The following is a 17378-nucleotide window of genomic DNA, read 5'->3' as shown; positions in this document are numbered from 1 at the left end:
AAATTGCTTACCCGACTAGTCTATAAACATCGAAAAAGACCGGTTGCCCAGCCTTTTCCCTTATATTAATCCTTTTTCAAACTTCCTGAACGAGTCTGCGTACGTGAATAAGCTAGCAAGAGAAGAGTCCCCGCGATAGCAATAGTCACAGCGTTTGCAATACCTGCAACAATCCCTTGGGCAAATACTTTTTCTGCTGCTTCTTGATAAATCACAACATCTCCAAGTGGTGCTAAGACACCCCAAACAAGAGCATTTGCAACAATCTGAATGAGGTTAAAGAAGACAATATCCTTCAACTCAAAAACACCCTGTGTTACTCGAATGTATTTTCTAAAGAGACCTACAGCTAGACCAAAGAGACCACTAGCAATAATCCAAGTCCACCAAAGACCGTAGCCAGCAAGAGAGTCCTTCACTGCATGACCAATTAAACCAACAAGTAATCCCACTAGAGGGCCAAAAATGATAGACAAGAGGCTCTGTACCGCATACTGAAGCTGGATGCTTGTATTTGGAACAGGTGTCGGAATGCTGATCATCCCGATGACAACAAAGAGCGCAGCTCCAACACCGATAGCAACAACTTGTTTAATTGATTGATTTTTCATCTATATTCTCCTATTTTATGATTCTATTTTCTTTATTTCAATGGTCCAAGATGAACCGACACCCACATTGTAAGCTTTGGCAAAGGAACCTTGGTTGATAGCCAGACCTAAACGATAGAGAGAGTTGATGTAAAGGATGGGTTGCCCAATTCTCACATCTGCAAATGATTTGCCATAGACAACCTGATTTTGATAAACCAGCATATCTGCATGATAGATAGTCACTTCAAAACGGTCACCAAATTCTGGTTCCAGTTTGTAAAATTCTTCTCGCGTGATAGAGGTCCAAAGCGAACCAAAACGCACATCCAGAATATCAATAGCTCCCTTCACCAGATGATCTTCAATGATGGTTTCTACGACTGGAAGCTCCACAATCTGATCCACACTGAGCTCTGGTCCCACTTCCTCAAAAGAAATGTGACCACTGGCCAGTTTAGCACCAGTATAGGCATAGACATCACGACCGTGGAAGGTATAAGAATGCTCTGTATTTTGACGTCTATTGGCCACTTCAGAAATCTCACGAATAGCTACAATGCCAACGTGTTTCTTGATAAAAGAAAGAGTCCCATTGTCTGGCGTAACAATATATTGATTTTTTGCAGTCTTGGCAACCACACTCTTACGTTTCGAGCCGACACCTGGATCGACAACCGATACAAAAGTCGTTCCCTCAGGCCAGTAATCCACCGTCTGAAAGAGACGGTAACTCCCCTCAAAAATATTATAAGGCGTAATATCGTGCGTCAAGTGATGAATTTTTAAGGTTGGAGACTCTTCTAAAGCCACTCCAATCATAGCCGATACCGCACCATCTACCAAACCAAAGTCTGATTGTAATACCAGTAAATTATTATTCATTTTGTCTCCCCGTATGTCCTTTATCATACCATATTTTCTAGAAAGTAGCTAATAGCTATTTCAATTGGTTAGGGTATAGTTTTACCTTATAGCAAATTTCCTACTAAAAACTCTGGTGATTAGCTAGTAGGTGCATTTTTTCTTGAAAAAAGGTATGATAGTTACATAATGAAGAAGTAGGTTTTATTATGAAAATTATCCTTGTCGGAGGGGGAAAAGTTGGTTCTGCCCTCTGTCGCTCCTTGGTTGCAGAAAAGCATGATGTTTTGCTGATTGAGCAAGACGAAGCTGTTCTTAATCATATTGTTAATCGCTTTGATATCATGGGTATCCTTGGTAACGGGGCCGATTTTACCATCCTTGAACAAGCCAGTGTCCAGGATTGTGATATCTTTATCGCCCTGACTGAATACGATGAAGTGAACATGATTGCAGCCGTTCTAGCCAAAAAAATGGGAGCTAAAGAGACCATCGTTCGGGTGCGGAACCCTGAATATTCTAACTCTTATTTCAAGGAAAAGAATATTCTCGGTTTTTCTCTTATCGTTAACCCTGAGCTCTTGGCTGCCCGTGCCATTGCTAATATCATTGACTTCCCTAACGCCCTCTCTGTCGAACGTTTCTTTGGTGGACGGGTCAGCTTGATGGAATTCACTGTTAAATCCTCCAGTGGTCTTTGCCAAATGCCCATTTCTGATTTTCGGAAAAAATTTGGCAATGTCATTGTCTGTGCGATAGAGAGGGATCATCAAATTATCATTCCAAGCGGTGACATGACTGTACAGGATAAAGATAGAATCTTTGTCACTGGTAACCGTGTTGACATGATGCTCTTCCATAATTATTTCAAGTCTCGTGCTGTGAAGAGCCTTCTCATCGTTGGAGCAGGTAGAATTGCCTATTATCTACTAGGTATCCTCAAAGACAGTCGTATCGATACCAAGGTTATTGAAATCAATCCTGAAATCGCCAGCTTCTTTAGCGAGAAATTCCCAAATCTCTACATCGTTCAAGGAGATGGTACCGCAAAAGATATCCTGCTGGAAGAAAGTGCTCAAAACTATGATGCCGTTGCGACTCTAACAGGAGTCGATGAGGAAAATCTGATTACTTCTATGTTCCTTGACAGGGTAGGTGTACAGAAAAATATCACCAAGGTCAATCGTACCAGTCTCCTCGAGATTATCAATGCGCCTGATTTTTCAAGTATCATCACACCTAAAAGCATCGCTGTAGATACAATCATGCACTTTATTCGTGGTCGGGTTAATGCCCAGTATTCAGACCTTCAGGCTATGCACCATCTAGCCAATGGCCAAATCGAAACCCTGCAATTCCATATCAAGGAAGCTAATAAGATGACTGCCAAACCTCTTTCTCAACTCAAACTGAAAAAAGGGGTTCTTATTGCGGCCATCATTCGAAAGGGCAAGACTATTTTCCCAACTGGAGAGGATATGCTGGAAGTCGGAGACAAGCTCCTAGTAACAACCCTGTTGCCAAACATCACCAAGATTTATGACTTGATCGCGAGGTAAGATATGAATAAAAGTATGATTCGTTACCTCCTTTCAAAGTTACTTTTGATTGAAGCTGTTCTCCTCTTGGTTCCTGTTGCGATTGCCATCTACTACCATGAATCGAGCCAAGTCTTTACATCCCTCTTTACAACGATTGGGATTCTCGTATTACTAGGTGGCTCAGGAATTTTACAAAAGCCAAAAAATCAACGGATTTATGCCAAGGAGGGAGTCTTGATTGTTGCCCTCTGTTGGATCCTTTGGTCCTTCTTTGGCGGTCTCCCCTTTGTTTTTGCTGGTCAAATTCCCAGCGTTATCGATTCCTTTTTTGAAATCAGTTCGGGCTTTACAACTACTGGAGCAACTATTCTGAACGACGTTTCGGTTCTCAGTCGTTCCCTCCTCTTCTGGCGAAGTTTTACCCACTTGATTGGAGGGATGGGAGTGCTTGTTTTTGCACTTGCTATTATGGATAATGCCAAGAATAGCCACCTAGAAGTGATGAAGGCTGAGGTTCCTGGCCCTGTTTTTGGCAAGGTTGTATCCAAACTAAAAAACACTGCCCAGATTCTCTATCTCCTTTATCTAGCTCTCTTCTCCCTCTTTGTCATCATCTATTATCTAGCCGGAATGCCCCTATTTGATAGTTTTGTCATTGCCATGGGTACTGCGGGTACAGGAGGATTTACCGTCTATAACGACGGAATTGCCCACTATGGTAGCTCACTGATTACCTATCTGGTTAGTATCGGAGTTCTGGTTTTTGGGGTAAATTTCAATCTCTACTACTACCTCATGCTCCGTCGCATCAAAGCCTTCTTTGGTGACGAGGAACTTCGTGCTTACTTAGTCATTGTACTGGTTTCTACAGGCTTGATTAGCCTCAACACCCTCTACCTCTACCCAGGGTTTTCAAAGAGCTTTGAAATGGCCTTCTTCCAGGTTTCCAATATCATTACGACGACTGGTTTTGGATATGGAGACATTACCAACTGGCCCCTCTTCTCCCAGTTTATCCTTCTCTTCCTCATGGGAATCGGTGGTTCTGCTGGTTCAACCGCAGGTGGACTCAAGGTTATTAGAGGCCTTATCCTTTCAAAAATTGCTAAAAATCAGATTTTGTCAATCCTATCGCCCCACCGTGTTTTAACCCTCCATGTTAATAAAACGGTGATTGACAAAGATACCCAGCATAAGATTCTCAAGTACTTTGTCATCTATTCTATGATTTTGCTATCCCTTATCTTTATTGTCAGCTTAGATAGCAATGATTTTCTGGTTGTGACTAGCGCTGTCTTTAGCTGTTTCAATAATATCGGGCCTATTCTAGGAACCACTTCTAGCTTCGCAATCTTTAGTCCTATCTCAAAAATTCTCCTCTCCTTTGCAATGATTGCAGGTCGATTGGAGATTTACCCAATCCTACTTCTCTTTATGAAAAGAACTTGGTCTAAGAGATAAAATACAACCACACCTTGTTCCATACAAAGTGTGGTGTTTTTATTTTCATACTCTTCGAAAATAAAATTCAAACCACGTCAGCTTCGCCTTGCCGTAGAAATATGTAACTGACTTCGTCAGTCTTATCTACAACCTCAAAGCAGTGCTTTGAGCAACCTGCGGCTAGCTTCCTAGTTTGCTCTTTGATTTTCATTGAGTATCAAATACCTCCCGCAACTCAACAAGTATCTTTGAATCTCGGTCAGACATTTCAGTACCTGACTCAAGGAATGTAAGAGCCCAAAAACAACCCTCAGTCGTTTGACCGAGGGTTTCTTTTCATTATTCAAGAACTTGATTAGCTCAATGCATCCAAGGCATCATCCATTGAAAGAACTTCGTGGAAGACACGTTGTGTCAATTCAGTTTTTTGTTCTGGAGTGAGGTATTTAGTGTTTACACAGTATCCAGAGATACGTACGATAACATCTTCACCAGACATAATCTTTTCGTAAACATCGTTCAAGTCCATAACGTTCAAGTTAACGTGTTGTCCACCGTTTTCGAAGTAACCATCAAGGATTGTTACCAAGTTATCAACTTGTTCATCACGAGTCTTACCAAGAGCACGTGGAGAAACCTGAGTAGTCAATGAGATACCATCAGCTGCATAACTAAAGTCAAGGCTAGAAAGTGAGTTCAAGTTTTGCAACCATCCACCTTTAGCTTTATTAGATGGGTTAGCACCTGGTGAGAAGAATTCAAGTTTAGACAAGTTCACAGAACCATCTTCGTTGAGGTATACACCTTTGTGAACTGGTGAGTTACCAGTTTGTTTAGAGTAAGCAACGTTAGATGTGATTGTCAAAAGTGAAACTGTAGCTTCTGCATCTTTGTAAAGTTTGTGGCTACGTAGACGAGTTGTGTAAGCTTCAATCAACCATTCTGCCAATTCGTTTGAACGTGGGTCATCTTCACCCCAACGTGGGTATTCACCGATTGTTTCGTAATCGTAGATGTAGCCATTTTCGTCACGGATTGGTTTAACTGTAGCGTATTTGATAGCTGACAATGTATCAACAGTGTTAGCAAATCCACAGATACCAAATCCCATGTTAGCACGTTGTTTAGTTGGCAAGAAGGCCATTTGAACAGCTTCGTAGTTGTACTTATCAGTCATGTAGTGGATGATGTTCAAAGCATCTACATAAGTGTCAGTCAACCAGTCAAGAGATTTTTCAAAGTTAGCTTTAACTGATTCAAATTCAAGAACTTCGTCACGGATTGGTTCGATGTCAAATACTTTGTAGTCTTTGTGAACATCGTCGTAACCACCGTTCAAACCAGTAAGAAGAGCTTTCAATACGTTTACACGAGCACCGAAGTACTGGATGTTGTGGCGTTGTTCTTCATTTTCTGGGTCAAGTGGAGACACACAGCATGAGATACAGCTCATTTCACCATATCCGTCTTTAGCCATTGTTGTTACACCTTCGTATTGGATAGAAGAGTGTTTGTGGCTCATGTGCATACAGTAGCGACGGAAGTTGTATGGCAATTTGTCAGTCCAAAGAACTGTCAAGTTTGGTTCTGGTGAGTTACCGATGTTGTCAAGAGTGTTCAAGAAACGGTAGTCCATCTTAGTAACACGGTGACGACCGTCGTTACCCATACCAGCCATAGAAGTTGTGATGAATGTTGGGTCACCTGAGTACAATTGGTCGTAAGCTTTTGTACGAGCAAATTTAACTGTACGAAGTTTCATAACGAAATCATCAACGAATTCTTGGATTTCTGATTCAGTAAATGTACCACGAGCAAGGTCACGTTCTGCAAAGATGTCCAATACAATTGGCACACGTCCTAGAGATGTAGCAGCACCGTTGATAACACGGCAGACAGACATAAAGGCGATGTTAACCCATTGGATCGCTTCTTTAACGTTCATCGCTGGTTTGCGAACGTCAACTCCGTAAAGGTCACCCAAGCGAACAACTTGTTGCAATGCTTGGTATTGAAGATTGATTTCTTCACGAAGACGGATTGTTTCTTCATCGATTTCTTCGATTGCATTCCAGTCGTTTACTTTTTCTTGCATCAAGTAGTCTGCACCGTAAAGAGCAAGACGTGCGTAAACACCGATGATACGTCCGCGTGAGTATGCATCTGGAAGACCAGTTACAGTGTGAGCGTGACGAGCGCGACGGATGTTTGAAGTGTAAGCACGGAAGATACCGTCGTTAACTGTTGTTACGTATTTTGTAAAGATTTCGTGAACAGCTGGATCTGGTTCGTATCCATTTTCTTTCAAAGTAGTTTCAGCCATACGGATACCACCTTTTGGCATGAAGTTCAATTTGAAGAGTTCGTCATTTTGGATACCAAAGATAACTTCATTTTCTTTATCGATAAATCCTGCTGGAATGTCAGCAATAGATGTTGGACGAGTGTCCATTGGGAAACGAGTTTCTTCGTAGTGAGCCTTAGTTTCTTCTACAATTTTTTTGATGTGAAGTGAACGTTCTGTTGGTCCTGCAAGGAAGCTTTCGTCTCCATCGTAAGGTGTGTAGTTAGCTTGTACGAAGCGTGATACACTTGCTTTTTCTTTCCAATCTACGCCTTTGAAGCCTTCCCAAGCTTTATCAAAAATATCTTGTGCTTCAACAACTGTCTTAACAACCATGTTAATGTCCTCTTTTTTCTTTCTAGTAACAGTCATCTGTTACATTCATGAGACAAGTATACCATACAGTAACCGATTTCAACAAGCGAAAAATCCCTGTTTTTACACTTTCTTTTCTAAAACAGTCTATATTTTGCCCCAAACTGTATTATATTTTTGAAAAAATAAAGTCCTTTTTTCTTTTTTTCAGAAAAAAGGGTATAATAAAAGAAAATAAGTAGTAAAAAGGTGCTAGGTATGTTGATTTTTCCTTTGTTAAATGATTTGTCAAGAAAAATCATCCATATTGACATGGACGCCTTTTTTGCTGCGGTAGAAATCAGGGATAATCCTAAACTCAGAGGAAAACCTGGCATTATCGGCAGTGACCCTCGGCAAACAGGTGGACGTGGTGTCGTTTCCACTTGTAGCTATGAGGCACGAGCTTTTGGTGTCCATTCAGCCATGAGTTCCAAGGAAGCTTATGAGCGTTGCCCCCAGGCCGTCTTTATCTCAGGGAATTATGAAAAATACAAATCTGTGGGACTCCAAATTCGAACTATCTTTAAGCGCTATACAGATTTGATTGAACCTATGAGTATTGACGAAGCCTATTTGGATGTAACAGAAAATAAACTCGGCATCAAGTCAGCCGTCAAAATTGCTCGTCTCATTCAAGAGGATATCTGGCAAGAACTTCATCTAACTGCTTCTGCCGGTGTTTCTTACAACAAATTCTTAGCTAAAATGGCGAGTGATTATCAAAAACCACATGGTTTAACAGTGATTTTACCTGAACAAGCTGAAGATTTTCTCAAACAAATGGATATTTCCAAGTTTCATGGAGTAGGAAAAAAGACGGTAGAACGTCTGAATCAAATGGGTGTTTTTACTGGCGCAGACCTACTTGAAGTTCCTGAAGTGACTCTGATAGACCGCTTTGGCAGACTGGGCTATGACCTGTATCGAAAGGCTCGTGGCATTCACAACTCTCCAGTCAAATCCAATCGCATCCGTAAGTCAATCGGCAAGGAGAAAACCTATGGAAAGATTCTCCGTGCCGAGGAAGACATCAAAAAAGAACTGACTCTCCTATCAGAAAGAGTCGCTCTCAATCTCAATCAGCAAGACAAAGCTGGAAAAATTGTCATTTTGAAAATCCGCTACGAGGACTTTTCAACTCTTACTAAACGAAAAAGTCTGACTCAAAAAACACAGGATGCTAGTCAGATAAGCCAAATAGCCCTGCAACTCTATGAAGAATTAAGCGAGAAAGAAAGAGGTGTCCGCCTGTTGGGGATTACCGTGACTGGATTTTAAAACCTTGAAGAGCTAACTCTTCAAGGTTTTTCTTATACAAATAAACGGACAAAGCTATAAAGTAGCAAGATACTACCAAGCACGATACGGTATTTACCGAAAAGGGTGAAGTCGTGTTTTTTCACATAGCTGGTCAAGAAACGAATAGCGACCATGCTGACTGCGAAAGCTACTCCCATGGCAACCAAGAGCAAGAACAATTGCCCGAAGTCCAAGAGCTGTCCTGCTTTTATAAATTTGAAAATCTTTAATGCGCTAGCTCCAAACATAACTGGAATTCCAAGATAGAAGGTAAATTCTGTCACAACAGAACGACTAGTTCCATTCAACAAACCACCGACAATCGTTGCTCCTGAACGGCTAGTCCCTGGTAAAAGAGCAAGAACTTGGAAGAGTCCGATATAGAAGGCTGTCGTATAAGGAAGCTTGTCCAACTCTGTTACACTTGGTTCAATAGCACGAGCTTTATTTCTCTTTTCCAAATAGATAAAGGCAATCCCATAAATAATCAACATGAGAGCAACTGAAACCATATTATGGAAGTGAGTATCAAACCAATCATCAAACTTAAATACTGCAAGCAAAGGTAAAGTGGCAACCAAGACCTTCAACCACAGTCTCCAAGTCTTACGAACTTCCTGCTTGTCCTTAGTCGGTTTGAAAGGATTGAGCTTGTTAAAGTAAATGACCATAACCGCTAAAATCGCACCAAGCTGAATCACAACATTAAACATGGACATAAAAGATTCATTCTGATTTTGGTATTGGATAAACTCCTCTGCTAAAATCAAGTGACCTGTACTGGAAATCGGCAACCATTCCGTAATTCCTTCAACAATACCGAAGAAGATAGATTTTAAAATTTCAATAAGATACATAGATTACTCCTTTTTCTATCTCCCATTATAGCATATTTTAGCTCTCTTTAAAAGGCACCGATACTGCCGCCACCTCCGCCTCCAGAGAAGCCACCGCCAGAACTTCCACTTCCAGAAGATACGGAATAGGTACTTGCTGTGTTTGCGATGCTGGCATAATGGCTCATTTGCGCGCTTGAATGATAAAACATACCGTGCCAGCCATAATCTACATAGAGATTGATATCTGGATTTCCCACTTTAATCTGATGAACCTTCATCAAATGGCTGACCTTGTCCGCATAGCCAAATAAGGTCGCATAGACCAAAAGGCGATTCCAGACCACAATACTTTCCAATTCAGCCTGATCCAATCGTGCAATCTCACGCAACATATTTTCAAAACTGGTCCAGAGATAGTATACTTCTGCTCCTGCTTCATTTAGGACACCATCACGATTATCTAATCGAAGCTTCCAATAATAGAAAACAGCCAACGCCAAACCTAGAAAACCAAGTATTGGCAAGGGGATGTAAAGATAGCCATAAACATCCAAACTGTACAAGAACAAACCAAATCCGATAAATAGGGGCAAGATAGTCAAGACCCCCATACCCACTTGCAAGGCCTTTTCCCCACCAGTTAAAGGACGATAATAATCTGGGAGCCCCCAGAAGGAAATTCGTTTTCTCACTCCTTCTTGCATCTGGTTCAATACTTCTTCAAAAGAAGATTTGAGCTGACGCCCCTTTGCTTGAATCCGTTTTTCATCAGAAGCTTTGGCTCTACGATAAAGACTATCAGATACCTTGTAATCCGCAAACAAATTGGAAAGAGTTTCTTCTTTTTTGCCTGAAAAAGCCAGATTTAGACAGTCTTTCTCAAAGCTTGACAAACCATCTTCTTTTACTAGCCTCAAACCAACTGCATCTCCTTCTGAAATGATAGAGACATTTCCACGGTCTATCACATCTAGCAAGGTAGCTTGAATAAGTTGATCAAAGGTAAATTTACCTGCTCCTTTTGTTAGAGGACTCACTTCCTCCAAGGAGGTCGAGTAGACTGCTTCTGATAAAACCATAGGCTCTAATTCCATTGGTGGTTCATAGATACGATGATTTTTGGCATATTTGACCGAAGGAGTGGTCTTTCTTCTATAAATAAAATAGAAACAGACACTTAATAACAAGGAGATAGAAAGTATCAAAGGGAAGACCCAGGTAACGAGTTGTTTACTTTGCTCTTTTTCTTTAAAAATCGAGTCTTCTATCTTATTAAATTCTTCTAAACGATTTCCTTTCAATCCCTGATCCCTAGCGCTAGCAAAATTAGTTCGAGGCCAGTAGGCATGCAATTCAACTCCACGCTTAGGCGGGAGATTGTCTAAACGGATAGTATAATCAAGGTTACTCTTTTCAATCGTTCCCTCTCTAAAAAGTTTCCCTGTATGGAAAAAGAGTTTTTCAGCCCCCTTGTCTCCCCTTACATGAAATTCAAACTTTCCAATAGTTCCTGAACTATCTGTCAGAGGTTGCCAATTTAATTCAGCGATGTCATCATATAGAAAAAGCAAATTTTTTAAATTCCATGTGAGGTCAACTTCAACTATGTCACCCTCCTGACCTGAATTGTAGACTTTCACAGTATAACCATTCGCCTCTTCTGTCACTTCGCTAGTAACGTCTGTCAGTTCAGCACCGTTTTTCGCAGCCTGAACCTTTGGATGAGGATCAATGTCAAATCCACTAGGCATCTTACCTGCACGTCCAAGTCCCACGATTTGGCCCTTAAAGTCCTCCTCAAACTGATAAACTATCTTTTGTCTAAATTCTGCCGTATTGTCTGCATGAATATACAAATCTCCTTGATAAGAGTTTATCTTGAAATCAATGGCAAAAACAGAGAGTGGAAGAAGGCAAAACAAGCCTAACACCAGTAAGAAAAAAGTTTTTTTCATCAACTAATCCCCCTTTTTATCTTTGCTATCATTATATCATTTTTTCTCAAGTAAGGGCTTACCTATATTGAAAAATAGAGTTTTTTTCGATAAAATAGGAGACAGTTATTTTTTAATAGATTAGAAATAGGAGAAATCATGAGAAAAATATACTTATCTATTTTCACAAGTCTCTTGCTGATGCTGGGACTTGTCAATGTTGCCCAAGCCGATGAATATTTACGCATCGGGATGGAAGCAGCATATGCTCCCTTTAACTGGACTCAGGATGATGATAGCAATGGGGCTGTCAAAATCGATGGGACTAACCAGTATGCTAACGGATACGATGTTCAAATCGCCAAGAAAATCGCTAAGGACTTAGGTAAAGAACCTTTGGTTGTTAAAACAAAGTGGGAAGGTCTAGTTCCTGCCCTTACTTCTGGTAAGATTGACATGATTATCGCAGGTATGAGTCCAACTGCCGAACGCAAACAAGAAATTGCCTTTTCAAGCAGTTACTACACTAGCGAACCAGTTTTGCTTATCAAAAAAGATTCTGCCTACGCAAGTGCTAAATCTTTGGATGACTTTAATGGTGCGAAAATCACTTCTCAACAAGGTGTCTATCTTTATGACTTGATTGCACAAATCCCAGGTGCTAAAAAAGAAACTGCCATGGGAGACTTCGCTCAAATGCGCCAAGCTCTTGAGGCTGGTGTCATTGATGCTTATGTTTCTGAACGCCCAGAAGCACTGACTGCTGAAGCTGCGAACTCTAAGTTCAAGATGGTTCAAGTAGAACCAGGTTTCAAAACGGGGGAAGAAGATACAGCTATCGCCATTGGACTTCGTAAAGATGACAACCGTATTAGCCAAATCAATGCCAGCATTGAAACTATTTCAAAAGACGATCAAGTTGCCTTGATGGATCGTATGATCAAGGAACAACCTGCCGAAGCTACAACAACTGAAGAGACTAGCAGTAGTTTCTTTAGCCAAGTCGCTAAAATTCTTTCTGAAAACTGGCAACAACTTTTGCGTGGTGCTGGTGTCACTCTTTTAATCTCTATCGTCGGAACCATCACAGGTCTCATTATCGGCCTTGCCATTGGTGTCTTCCGTACTGCTCCTCTATCTGAGAATAAAGCCATTTATGGTCTACAAAAACTAGTCGGCTGGATCCTCAATGTCTACATTGAAATTTTCCGTGGTACACCTATGATTGTTCAATCGATGGTTATCTACTATGGAACTGCCCAAGCTTTCGGTATCAACCTTGACCGTACACTGGCTGCTATCTTCATCGTTTCGATCAACACCGGTGCCTACATGACTGAAATTGTTCGTGGTGGTATCCTAGCAGTTGACAAGGGACAATTTGAAGCCGCGACTGCTCTTGGTATGACCCATAACCAAACCATGCGTAAGATTGTCCTCCCTCAGGTAGTTCGTAACATCCTACCAGCAACTGGTAATGAATTTGTCATCAATATCAAAGATACATCTGTATTGAACGTTATCTCGGTTGTCGAACTTTACTTCTCAGGAAATACCGTAGCAACACAAACCTATCAATACTTCCAGACATTTACAATCATCGCCGTGATTTACTTTGTCCTCACCTTCACCGTAACACGTATCCTACGCTTCATCGAACGCCGAATGGACATGGATACCTATACTACAGGTGCTAACCAAATGCAAACGGAGGATTTGAAATAATGACACAAGCAATCCTTGAAATTAAACACCTCAAAAAATCCTATGGTCAAAACGAAGTGTTAAAAGACATTTCACTCACTGTCCACAAGGGAGAGGTAATCTCTATCATCGGAAGCTCTGGAAGCGGAAAATCAACCTTCCTACGCTCCATTAACCTCCTTGAAACGCCAACTGATGGACAAATCCTTTATCATGGACAAAACGTCCTCGAAAAAGGCTATGACCTCACGCAATACCGTGAAAAGTTGGGGATGGTGTTCCAATCCTTTAACCTCTTTGAAAATCTCAACGTTCTTGAAAACACAATTGTCGCTCAGACAACTGTCCTTAAACGCGAACGTACAGAAGCTGAAAAGATTGCCAAAGAAAACCTTGAAAAGGTCGGCATGGGAGAACGCTACTGGCAAGCGAAACCAAAACAACTCTCAGGAGGTCAAAAACAACGTGTGGCCATCGCTCGTGCCCTCTCCATGAATCCGGACGCTATTCTCTTTGATGAACCAACATCAGCTCTCGATCCAGAAATGGTTGGAGAAGTCCTCAAAATCATGCAAAATCTGGCTCAGGAAGGCTTGACTATGATTGTCGTGACTCACGAAATGGAATTTGCCCGTGATGTCTCTCACCGTGTTATCTTTATGGATAAGGGCGTGATTGCTGAAGAAGGCAAACCAGAAGACCTCTTCACCAATCCTAAAGAAGACCGTACAAAAGAGTTCCTTCAACGCTATCTCAAATAAAAAGAAAAGGCTGCATCAATCGTGCAGTCTTTTTGCTGTCCTCATACTCTTCGAAAATCTCTTCAAACCACGTCAGCTCTATCTGCAACCTCAAAATAGTGTTTTGAGCAACCTACGGCTAGCTTCCTAGTTTGCTCTTTGATTTTCATTGAGTATCAAAATGAAAAGGCAGACCTTATTCAAGAATCCGCCATTATCCAAAGATTAATCTTCAAATTTTTCATGATTTTTATCATAGAAATCAATTAAACCTAGAGCCGTTTCAAACGAAATATTTTTTACTTTTGCACGCCCCTGCGCTAGAGCAATGATAGACATTTCACGCGCATTCGTTTCTTTAGAGATACGGTAGCCTGTGATCTTCTTATCACGAACCCAGCCAACAACTGATTCTACTTTTTCAAAGTTTGACTTAGCCATGTCCTTCTCCTATTTTCTTCTTTACGATATTTAATTGTATACGTTTTTATGTGTTTTGTCAATAAAAAAACATATATTCAATAAAAATAATGATTTATTTTTCTGTTACTATCTTATTAAAGCCGATAATATGTAGGTTTTTCATTGTCGAAAACAATTTTTATAGTTCTTTAAAATAACTGTATTATTAAATCTTATTTATGTAATAATATTCGTATTTGACAGATGCTGATTCTCGATAATCTAGACATATTCTAATCTTATTTCATATTATTTATTCCACTGTAAAACAAAAAAATTTGACAAAATAATCTTCTGCTCTAAACCATTTCTAACGAGTATTTTTCTCCTTTTAGACTTTTTCATGTCTGCACCAGCATTCAATCATTTGGTCAACTTGTACTATTTATTTACTTTATCAAGTTTACTTTTTATTTCTTCAAACCTATAAAAAGATGAGTAGTTAGGAAACAATAGTATCCTATCTTCCAACATTTTCCACTGTTTTTATCTTCTTAGTATCTTATCACTCTTCTCAGTTAACTCAGTATAAGGCTTCTCATTAGTATTGATTATTTTTTCTAATTCCTATTATATTTAGCCAAATTTCAGATTAGCTATATATAAAATAGTAGATTTCAAAAAACTCCTTACATATAACAAGTAATTTTACTCCCTTACTATAAACTGAATCAAAAAACATAGGTACTATAATGAGTTATGATAGAAATAGCGTAACCGATTTCCTAAGTCCATAGGAATCGCCCCCTTTCTTCATCTTCATTATAGCACCTATACATCAATTGTGCAAATAATATGATATTTTTTTATTAGTCCTCAGACAAGCATATTATAGAGCGTTTCGTTACCATTTAAGTTAATATAAGCTGGATCAAAACCTTCCATTCGACGAATCAAGCCTGCATAATCATGCTTATCTGCCAAGGCAATCCCAATCAATACTGGGCCTGTCCCCTTGCTAGCTCGTTTGATATACTCAAAACGTGTGATATCATCATCTGGCCCCAAGATATCATTTACAAATTCACGCAAAGCCCCCGGACGCTGTGGAAAATTAACCACAAAGTAATGCTTGATTCCATCATAAATCAAGGCACGTTCTTCCATTTCAGGCATACGGTTGATATCATTATTTCCTCCAGAAATGATACAACAAATGGTTTTCCCCTTGATATATTCAGCCAAAACCTCTAAAGAGGCGATACTAGCCGCTCCAGCAGGTTCTGCGACAATCCCTTGCTTAGAGTAAAGGTCAATCAAGGTTTCAGAAATCAATCCCTCATCGACACCTACCAAAGTTTGAACATGTTGACGAGTTGCTTCATAGGTCAACTGACCTACCTTTTGCACAGCAATCCCATCCGCAAATTTGTCAATTTCTTTGAGTTTAACAGGTCCACCAGCTTCAAAAGCAGCCTTCATGGAACGCGCTCCATTAGCCTCTACCCCAATGACTTCAATTTCTGGACTTGTTTCCTTGATATAGGTAGAAACCCCAGCAATGAGACCGCCACCACCAACAGGAACCAAGACAGCATCAAAATAAATCGATTCTTTTCGAGCTTCTTCTAAAATCTCATAAGCAACTGTCCCTTGACCAGCTTGAACATGGGCATCATCAAAGGGATCAATAAAGGTACGATTTTCAGAAACTGTAAATTCTTGAGCTGCTTTAGCAGAAGCATCAAAAGTATCTCCAACTAGTTTAATAGTTACGAAGTCCCCACCAAAAAAGCGAACTTGACCAATTTTTTGTTGCGGAGTAGTAATGGGCATAAAGATAGTAGCAGGAATCTTCATTTCATTACAAGTATAGGCAACTCCCTGTGCATGATTCCCCGCAGAGGCACAGACTACCCCACGCTCACGCTCTTCCTTGCTGAGCTGCGAAATGGCATAATAGGCACCACGAATTTTAAAAGAACGAACACGTTGAGCATTTTCCTTTTTCAAATAAATCTTAGCACCATACTTCTCCGATAAATAATGGTCGTAATCCAGTGGGGTATTCACAACCACACCGTTCAAGACTTTATGAGCCTTGATTATATCTTTTGAACTTAACATCATTTTCTCCTAGACTATTTCAAACTTATCGTAATCCATCTTTTAAAAAGAGATGAATTGATNATAAAAGCGAGTTAGTCCCCCAACTCGCCTTCACCTTACTTTCTATCAATTAGTTATAGATTTTGAATGCATCATCGTCGTTTTTACCAACGAATGGCATTGCTTTACGCAATTCTGCACCAACTTTTTCAATTTCAAGGTTAGCTGCTTGTTCACGGTAAGCAGTCAATTTTGGACGTCCAGCTTTATAGTCATTTACAAAGTCATTTGCAAATTTACCATTTTGGATGTCTGCCAAGACAGCCTTCATATTTTCTTTAACTTGTTCAGTGATTACACGTGGACCTGATACATAGTCACCGTATTCAGCAGTGTTTGAAATAGATTGACGCATTTTCTTGAATCCACCTTCGTAGATCAAGTCAACGATCAATTTCATTTCGTGAAGAACTTCAAAGTAAGCCAATTCTGGAGCGTAACCTGCTTCTGTCAAGACTTCGAAACCTGCTTCGATAAGGGCAGTCAAACCACCACAAAGTACAGCTTGTTCACCAAACAAATCTTCTTCAGTTTCTTCTTTATATGTTGTTTCAAGAAGACCTACACGAGCTGCTCCAACACCTTTACACCAGTCCATAGCAATGTTTTTAGCATTTCCTGTTGCATCTTGGTATACTGCGTAAAGAGCTGGAACACCAAATCCTTCTTCATAAGTACGACGCACCAAGTGTCCTGGTCCTTTAGGAGCACACATAAAGACATCTACATCCGCAGGAACTTTGATAAATTCAAAGTGGATGTTGAAGCCATGGGCAAACCCAACTGCATTTCCAGCTTCCAAGTTTGGAGCGATTTCTGCTTCGTACAATTCTTGTTGGATTTCGTCTGGTGCCAAAATCATGATAACGTCAGCCAATTTAGTAGCTTCTGCTACTGTGTAAGTGTCAAATCCATCTTCTTTTGCTTTATCAAAAGATTTACCTGGACGTACACCGATGATGACATCGCGACCTGAATCACGCAAGTTTTGCGCATGCGCATGTCCTTGTGAACCATAACCGATAACGGCAATTTTTTTACCGTCAAGTGCTGCTACTTTAACATCTTTTTCGTATTCCATTTGAACTGCCATAGTTTTTTCTCTCTTTTCTATTATTTATTGCCTTTTAGGCTGGATTAACAAATTTAAGT

The 17378-nt window shown here is 40.2% G+C and carries 13 protein-coding genes; 5 read left to right on the top strand and 8 right to left on the bottom strand.

The window, feature by feature from the left end:
• Positions 1–65: 65 nt before the first annotated feature.
• The gene (locus tag D8836_RS01290; protein WP_000795927.1) at positions 66–611 is read right to left on the bottom strand and encodes an ECF-type riboflavin transporter substrate-binding protein; all 546 of its coding nucleotides are present in this window, start codon (positions 609–611) and stop codon (positions 66–68) included.
• Positions 612–626: 15 nt separating this feature from the next.
• Positions 627–1475, bottom strand: a complete 849-nt coding sequence (locus D8836_RS01285) for an SAM hydrolase/SAM-dependent halogenase family protein (RefSeq protein WP_044791862.1) — start codon at positions 1473–1475, stop codon at positions 627–629.
• A gap of 188 nt (positions 1476–1663) precedes the next feature.
• Between D8836_RS01285 and trkA the strand changes: the two genes are divergently transcribed.
• Positions 1664–3013, top strand: coding sequence for a Trk system potassium transporter TrkA (gene trkA, locus D8836_RS01280; protein WP_042750050.1), 1350 nt, complete (start codon positions 1664–1666; stop codon positions 3011–3013).
• 3 nt (positions 3014–3016) lie between these two features.
• Positions 3017–4456, top strand: coding sequence for a TrkH family potassium uptake protein (locus tag D8836_RS01275; protein ID WP_125392907.1), 1440 nt, complete (start codon positions 3017–3019; stop codon positions 4454–4456).
• A 337-nt stretch (positions 4457–4793) separates the two neighbouring features.
• On the opposite strand, the gene pflB is transcribed toward D8836_RS01275, so the two are convergent.
• A complete protein-coding gene (pflB, locus tag D8836_RS01270) occupies positions 4794–7118 on the bottom strand; it encodes a formate C-acetyltransferase (protein WP_000260631.1) in 2325 nt (774 codons plus the stop codon).
• Positions 7119–7355: 237 nt separating this feature from the next.
• Between pflB and dinB the strand changes: the two genes are divergently transcribed.
• Entirely contained in the window at positions 7356–8417 is a 1062-nt protein-coding gene (dinB, locus tag D8836_RS01265; RefSeq protein ID WP_125392906.1) for a DNA polymerase IV, read from the top strand.
• Between the two features lie 32 nt (positions 8418–8449).
• On the opposite strand, the gene D8836_RS01260 is transcribed toward dinB, so the two are convergent.
• Both D8836_RS01260 and D8836_RS01255 read right to left on the bottom strand, forming a co-directional pair.
• Positions 8450–9295, bottom strand: a complete 846-nt coding sequence (locus D8836_RS01260) for an undecaprenyl-diphosphate phosphatase (protein ID WP_033686332.1) — start codon at positions 9293–9295, stop codon at positions 8450–8452.
• Positions 9296–9342: 47 nt separating this feature from the next.
• Complete coding sequence (locus tag D8836_RS01255) at positions 9343–11232, bottom strand: DUF2207 domain-containing protein (protein ID WP_033686331.1); 1890 nt, start codon at positions 11230–11232, stop codon at positions 9343–9345.
• A gap of 138 nt (positions 11233–11370) precedes the next feature.
• Here D8836_RS01255 and D8836_RS01250 point away from each other — a divergent pair, with 138 nt between their 5' ends.
• Together D8836_RS01250 and D8836_RS01245 are read left to right on the top strand one after the other, a co-directional pair.
• On the top strand, positions 11371–12936 hold the full coding sequence (locus D8836_RS01250) for an ABC transporter substrate-binding protein/permease (protein WP_033686329.1): 1566 nt from the start codon (positions 11371–11373) through the stop codon (positions 12934–12936).
• Complete coding sequence (locus D8836_RS01245; RefSeq protein ID WP_125392905.1) at positions 12936–13676, top strand: amino acid ABC transporter ATP-binding protein; 741 nt, start codon at positions 12936–12938, stop codon at positions 13674–13676. The genes D8836_RS01250 and D8836_RS01245 overlap by 1 nt, the downstream gene beginning before the upstream one ends.
• A gap of 204 nt (positions 13677–13880) precedes the next feature.
• Here D8836_RS01245 and D8836_RS01240 read toward each other — a convergent pair whose 3' ends face one another.
• From D8836_RS01240 to ilvC, 3 genes are all read right to left on the bottom strand, one after another.
• Positions 13881–14096 (bottom strand): capsule biosynthesis transcriptional regulator, encoded by a 216-nt coding sequence (locus tag D8836_RS01240; RefSeq protein WP_001130035.1) that lies wholly within the window; start codon positions 14094–14096, stop codon positions 13881–13883.
• Positions 14097–14933: 837 nt separating this feature from the next.
• Positions 14934–16184 (bottom strand): threonine ammonia-lyase IlvA, encoded by a 1251-nt coding sequence (ilvA, locus tag D8836_RS01235; RefSeq protein WP_125392904.1) that lies wholly within the window; start codon positions 16182–16184, stop codon positions 14934–14936.
• A 112-nt stretch (positions 16185–16296) separates the two neighbouring features.
• The gene (ilvC, locus tag D8836_RS01230; RefSeq protein WP_000290683.1) at positions 16297–17319 is read right to left on the bottom strand and encodes a ketol-acid reductoisomerase; all 1023 of its coding nucleotides are present in this window, start codon (positions 17317–17319) and stop codon (positions 16297–16299) included.
• Between the last annotated feature and the right edge of the window lie 59 nt (positions 17320–17378).

The sequence above is a fragment of the Streptococcus mitis genome, assembly GCF_003942995.1.
Taxonomy (GTDB): domain Bacteria; phylum Bacillota; class Bacilli; order Lactobacillales; family Streptococcaceae; genus Streptococcus; species Streptococcus mitis_CV.
The sequence above is the reverse complement of the archived record's forward strand: the minus strand, read 5'-3'. Positions and strand labels throughout refer to the sequence as shown.

Excerpts from the sequence above, each read along its gene's own strand:
- D8836_RS01290 (WP_000795927.1), bottom strand. The coding sequence starts at position 611 with ATGAAAAATCAATCAATTAAACAAGTTGTTGCTATCGGTGTTGGAGCT.
- D8836_RS01285 (WP_044791862.1), bottom strand. The coding sequence starts at position 1,475 with ATGAATAATAATTTACTGGTATTACAATCAGACTTTGGTTTGGTAGAT.
- trkA (WP_042750050.1), top strand. The coding sequence starts at position 1,664 with ATGAAAATTATCCTTGTCGGAGGGGGAAAAGTTGGTTCTGCCCTCTGT.
- D8836_RS01275 (WP_125392907.1), top strand. The coding sequence starts at position 3,017 with ATGAATAAAAGTATGATTCGTTACCTCCTTTCAAAGTTACTTTTGATT.
- pflB (WP_000260631.1), bottom strand. The coding sequence starts at position 7,118 with ATGGTTGTTAAGACAGTTGTTGAAGCACAAGATATTTTTGATAAAGCT.
- dinB (WP_125392906.1), top strand. The coding sequence starts at position 7,356 with ATGTTGATTTTTCCTTTGTTAAATGATTTGTCAAGAAAAATCATCCAT.
- D8836_RS01260 (WP_033686332.1), bottom strand. The coding sequence starts at position 9,295 with ATGTATCTTATTGAAATTTTAAAATCTATCTTCTTCGGTATTGTTGAA.
- D8836_RS01255 (WP_033686331.1), bottom strand. The coding sequence starts at position 11,232 with ATGAAAAAAACTTTTTTCTTACTGGTGTTAGGCTTGTTTTGCCTTCTT.
- D8836_RS01250 (WP_033686329.1), top strand. The coding sequence starts at position 11,371 with ATGAGAAAAATATACTTATCTATTTTCACAAGTCTCTTGCTGATGCTG.
- D8836_RS01245 (WP_125392905.1), top strand. The coding sequence starts at position 12,936 with ATGACACAAGCAATCCTTGAAATTAAACACCTCAAAAAATCCTATGGT.
- D8836_RS01240 (WP_001130035.1), bottom strand. The coding sequence starts at position 14,096 with ATGGCTAAGTCAAACTTTGAAAAAGTAGAATCAGTTGTTGGCTGGGTT.
- ilvA (WP_125392904.1), bottom strand. The coding sequence starts at position 16,184 with ATGTTAAGTTCAAAAGATATAATCAAGGCTCATAAAGTCTTGAACGGT.
- ilvC (WP_000290683.1), bottom strand. The coding sequence starts at position 17,319 with ATGGCAGTTCAAATGGAATACGAAAAAGATGTTAAAGTAGCAGCACTT.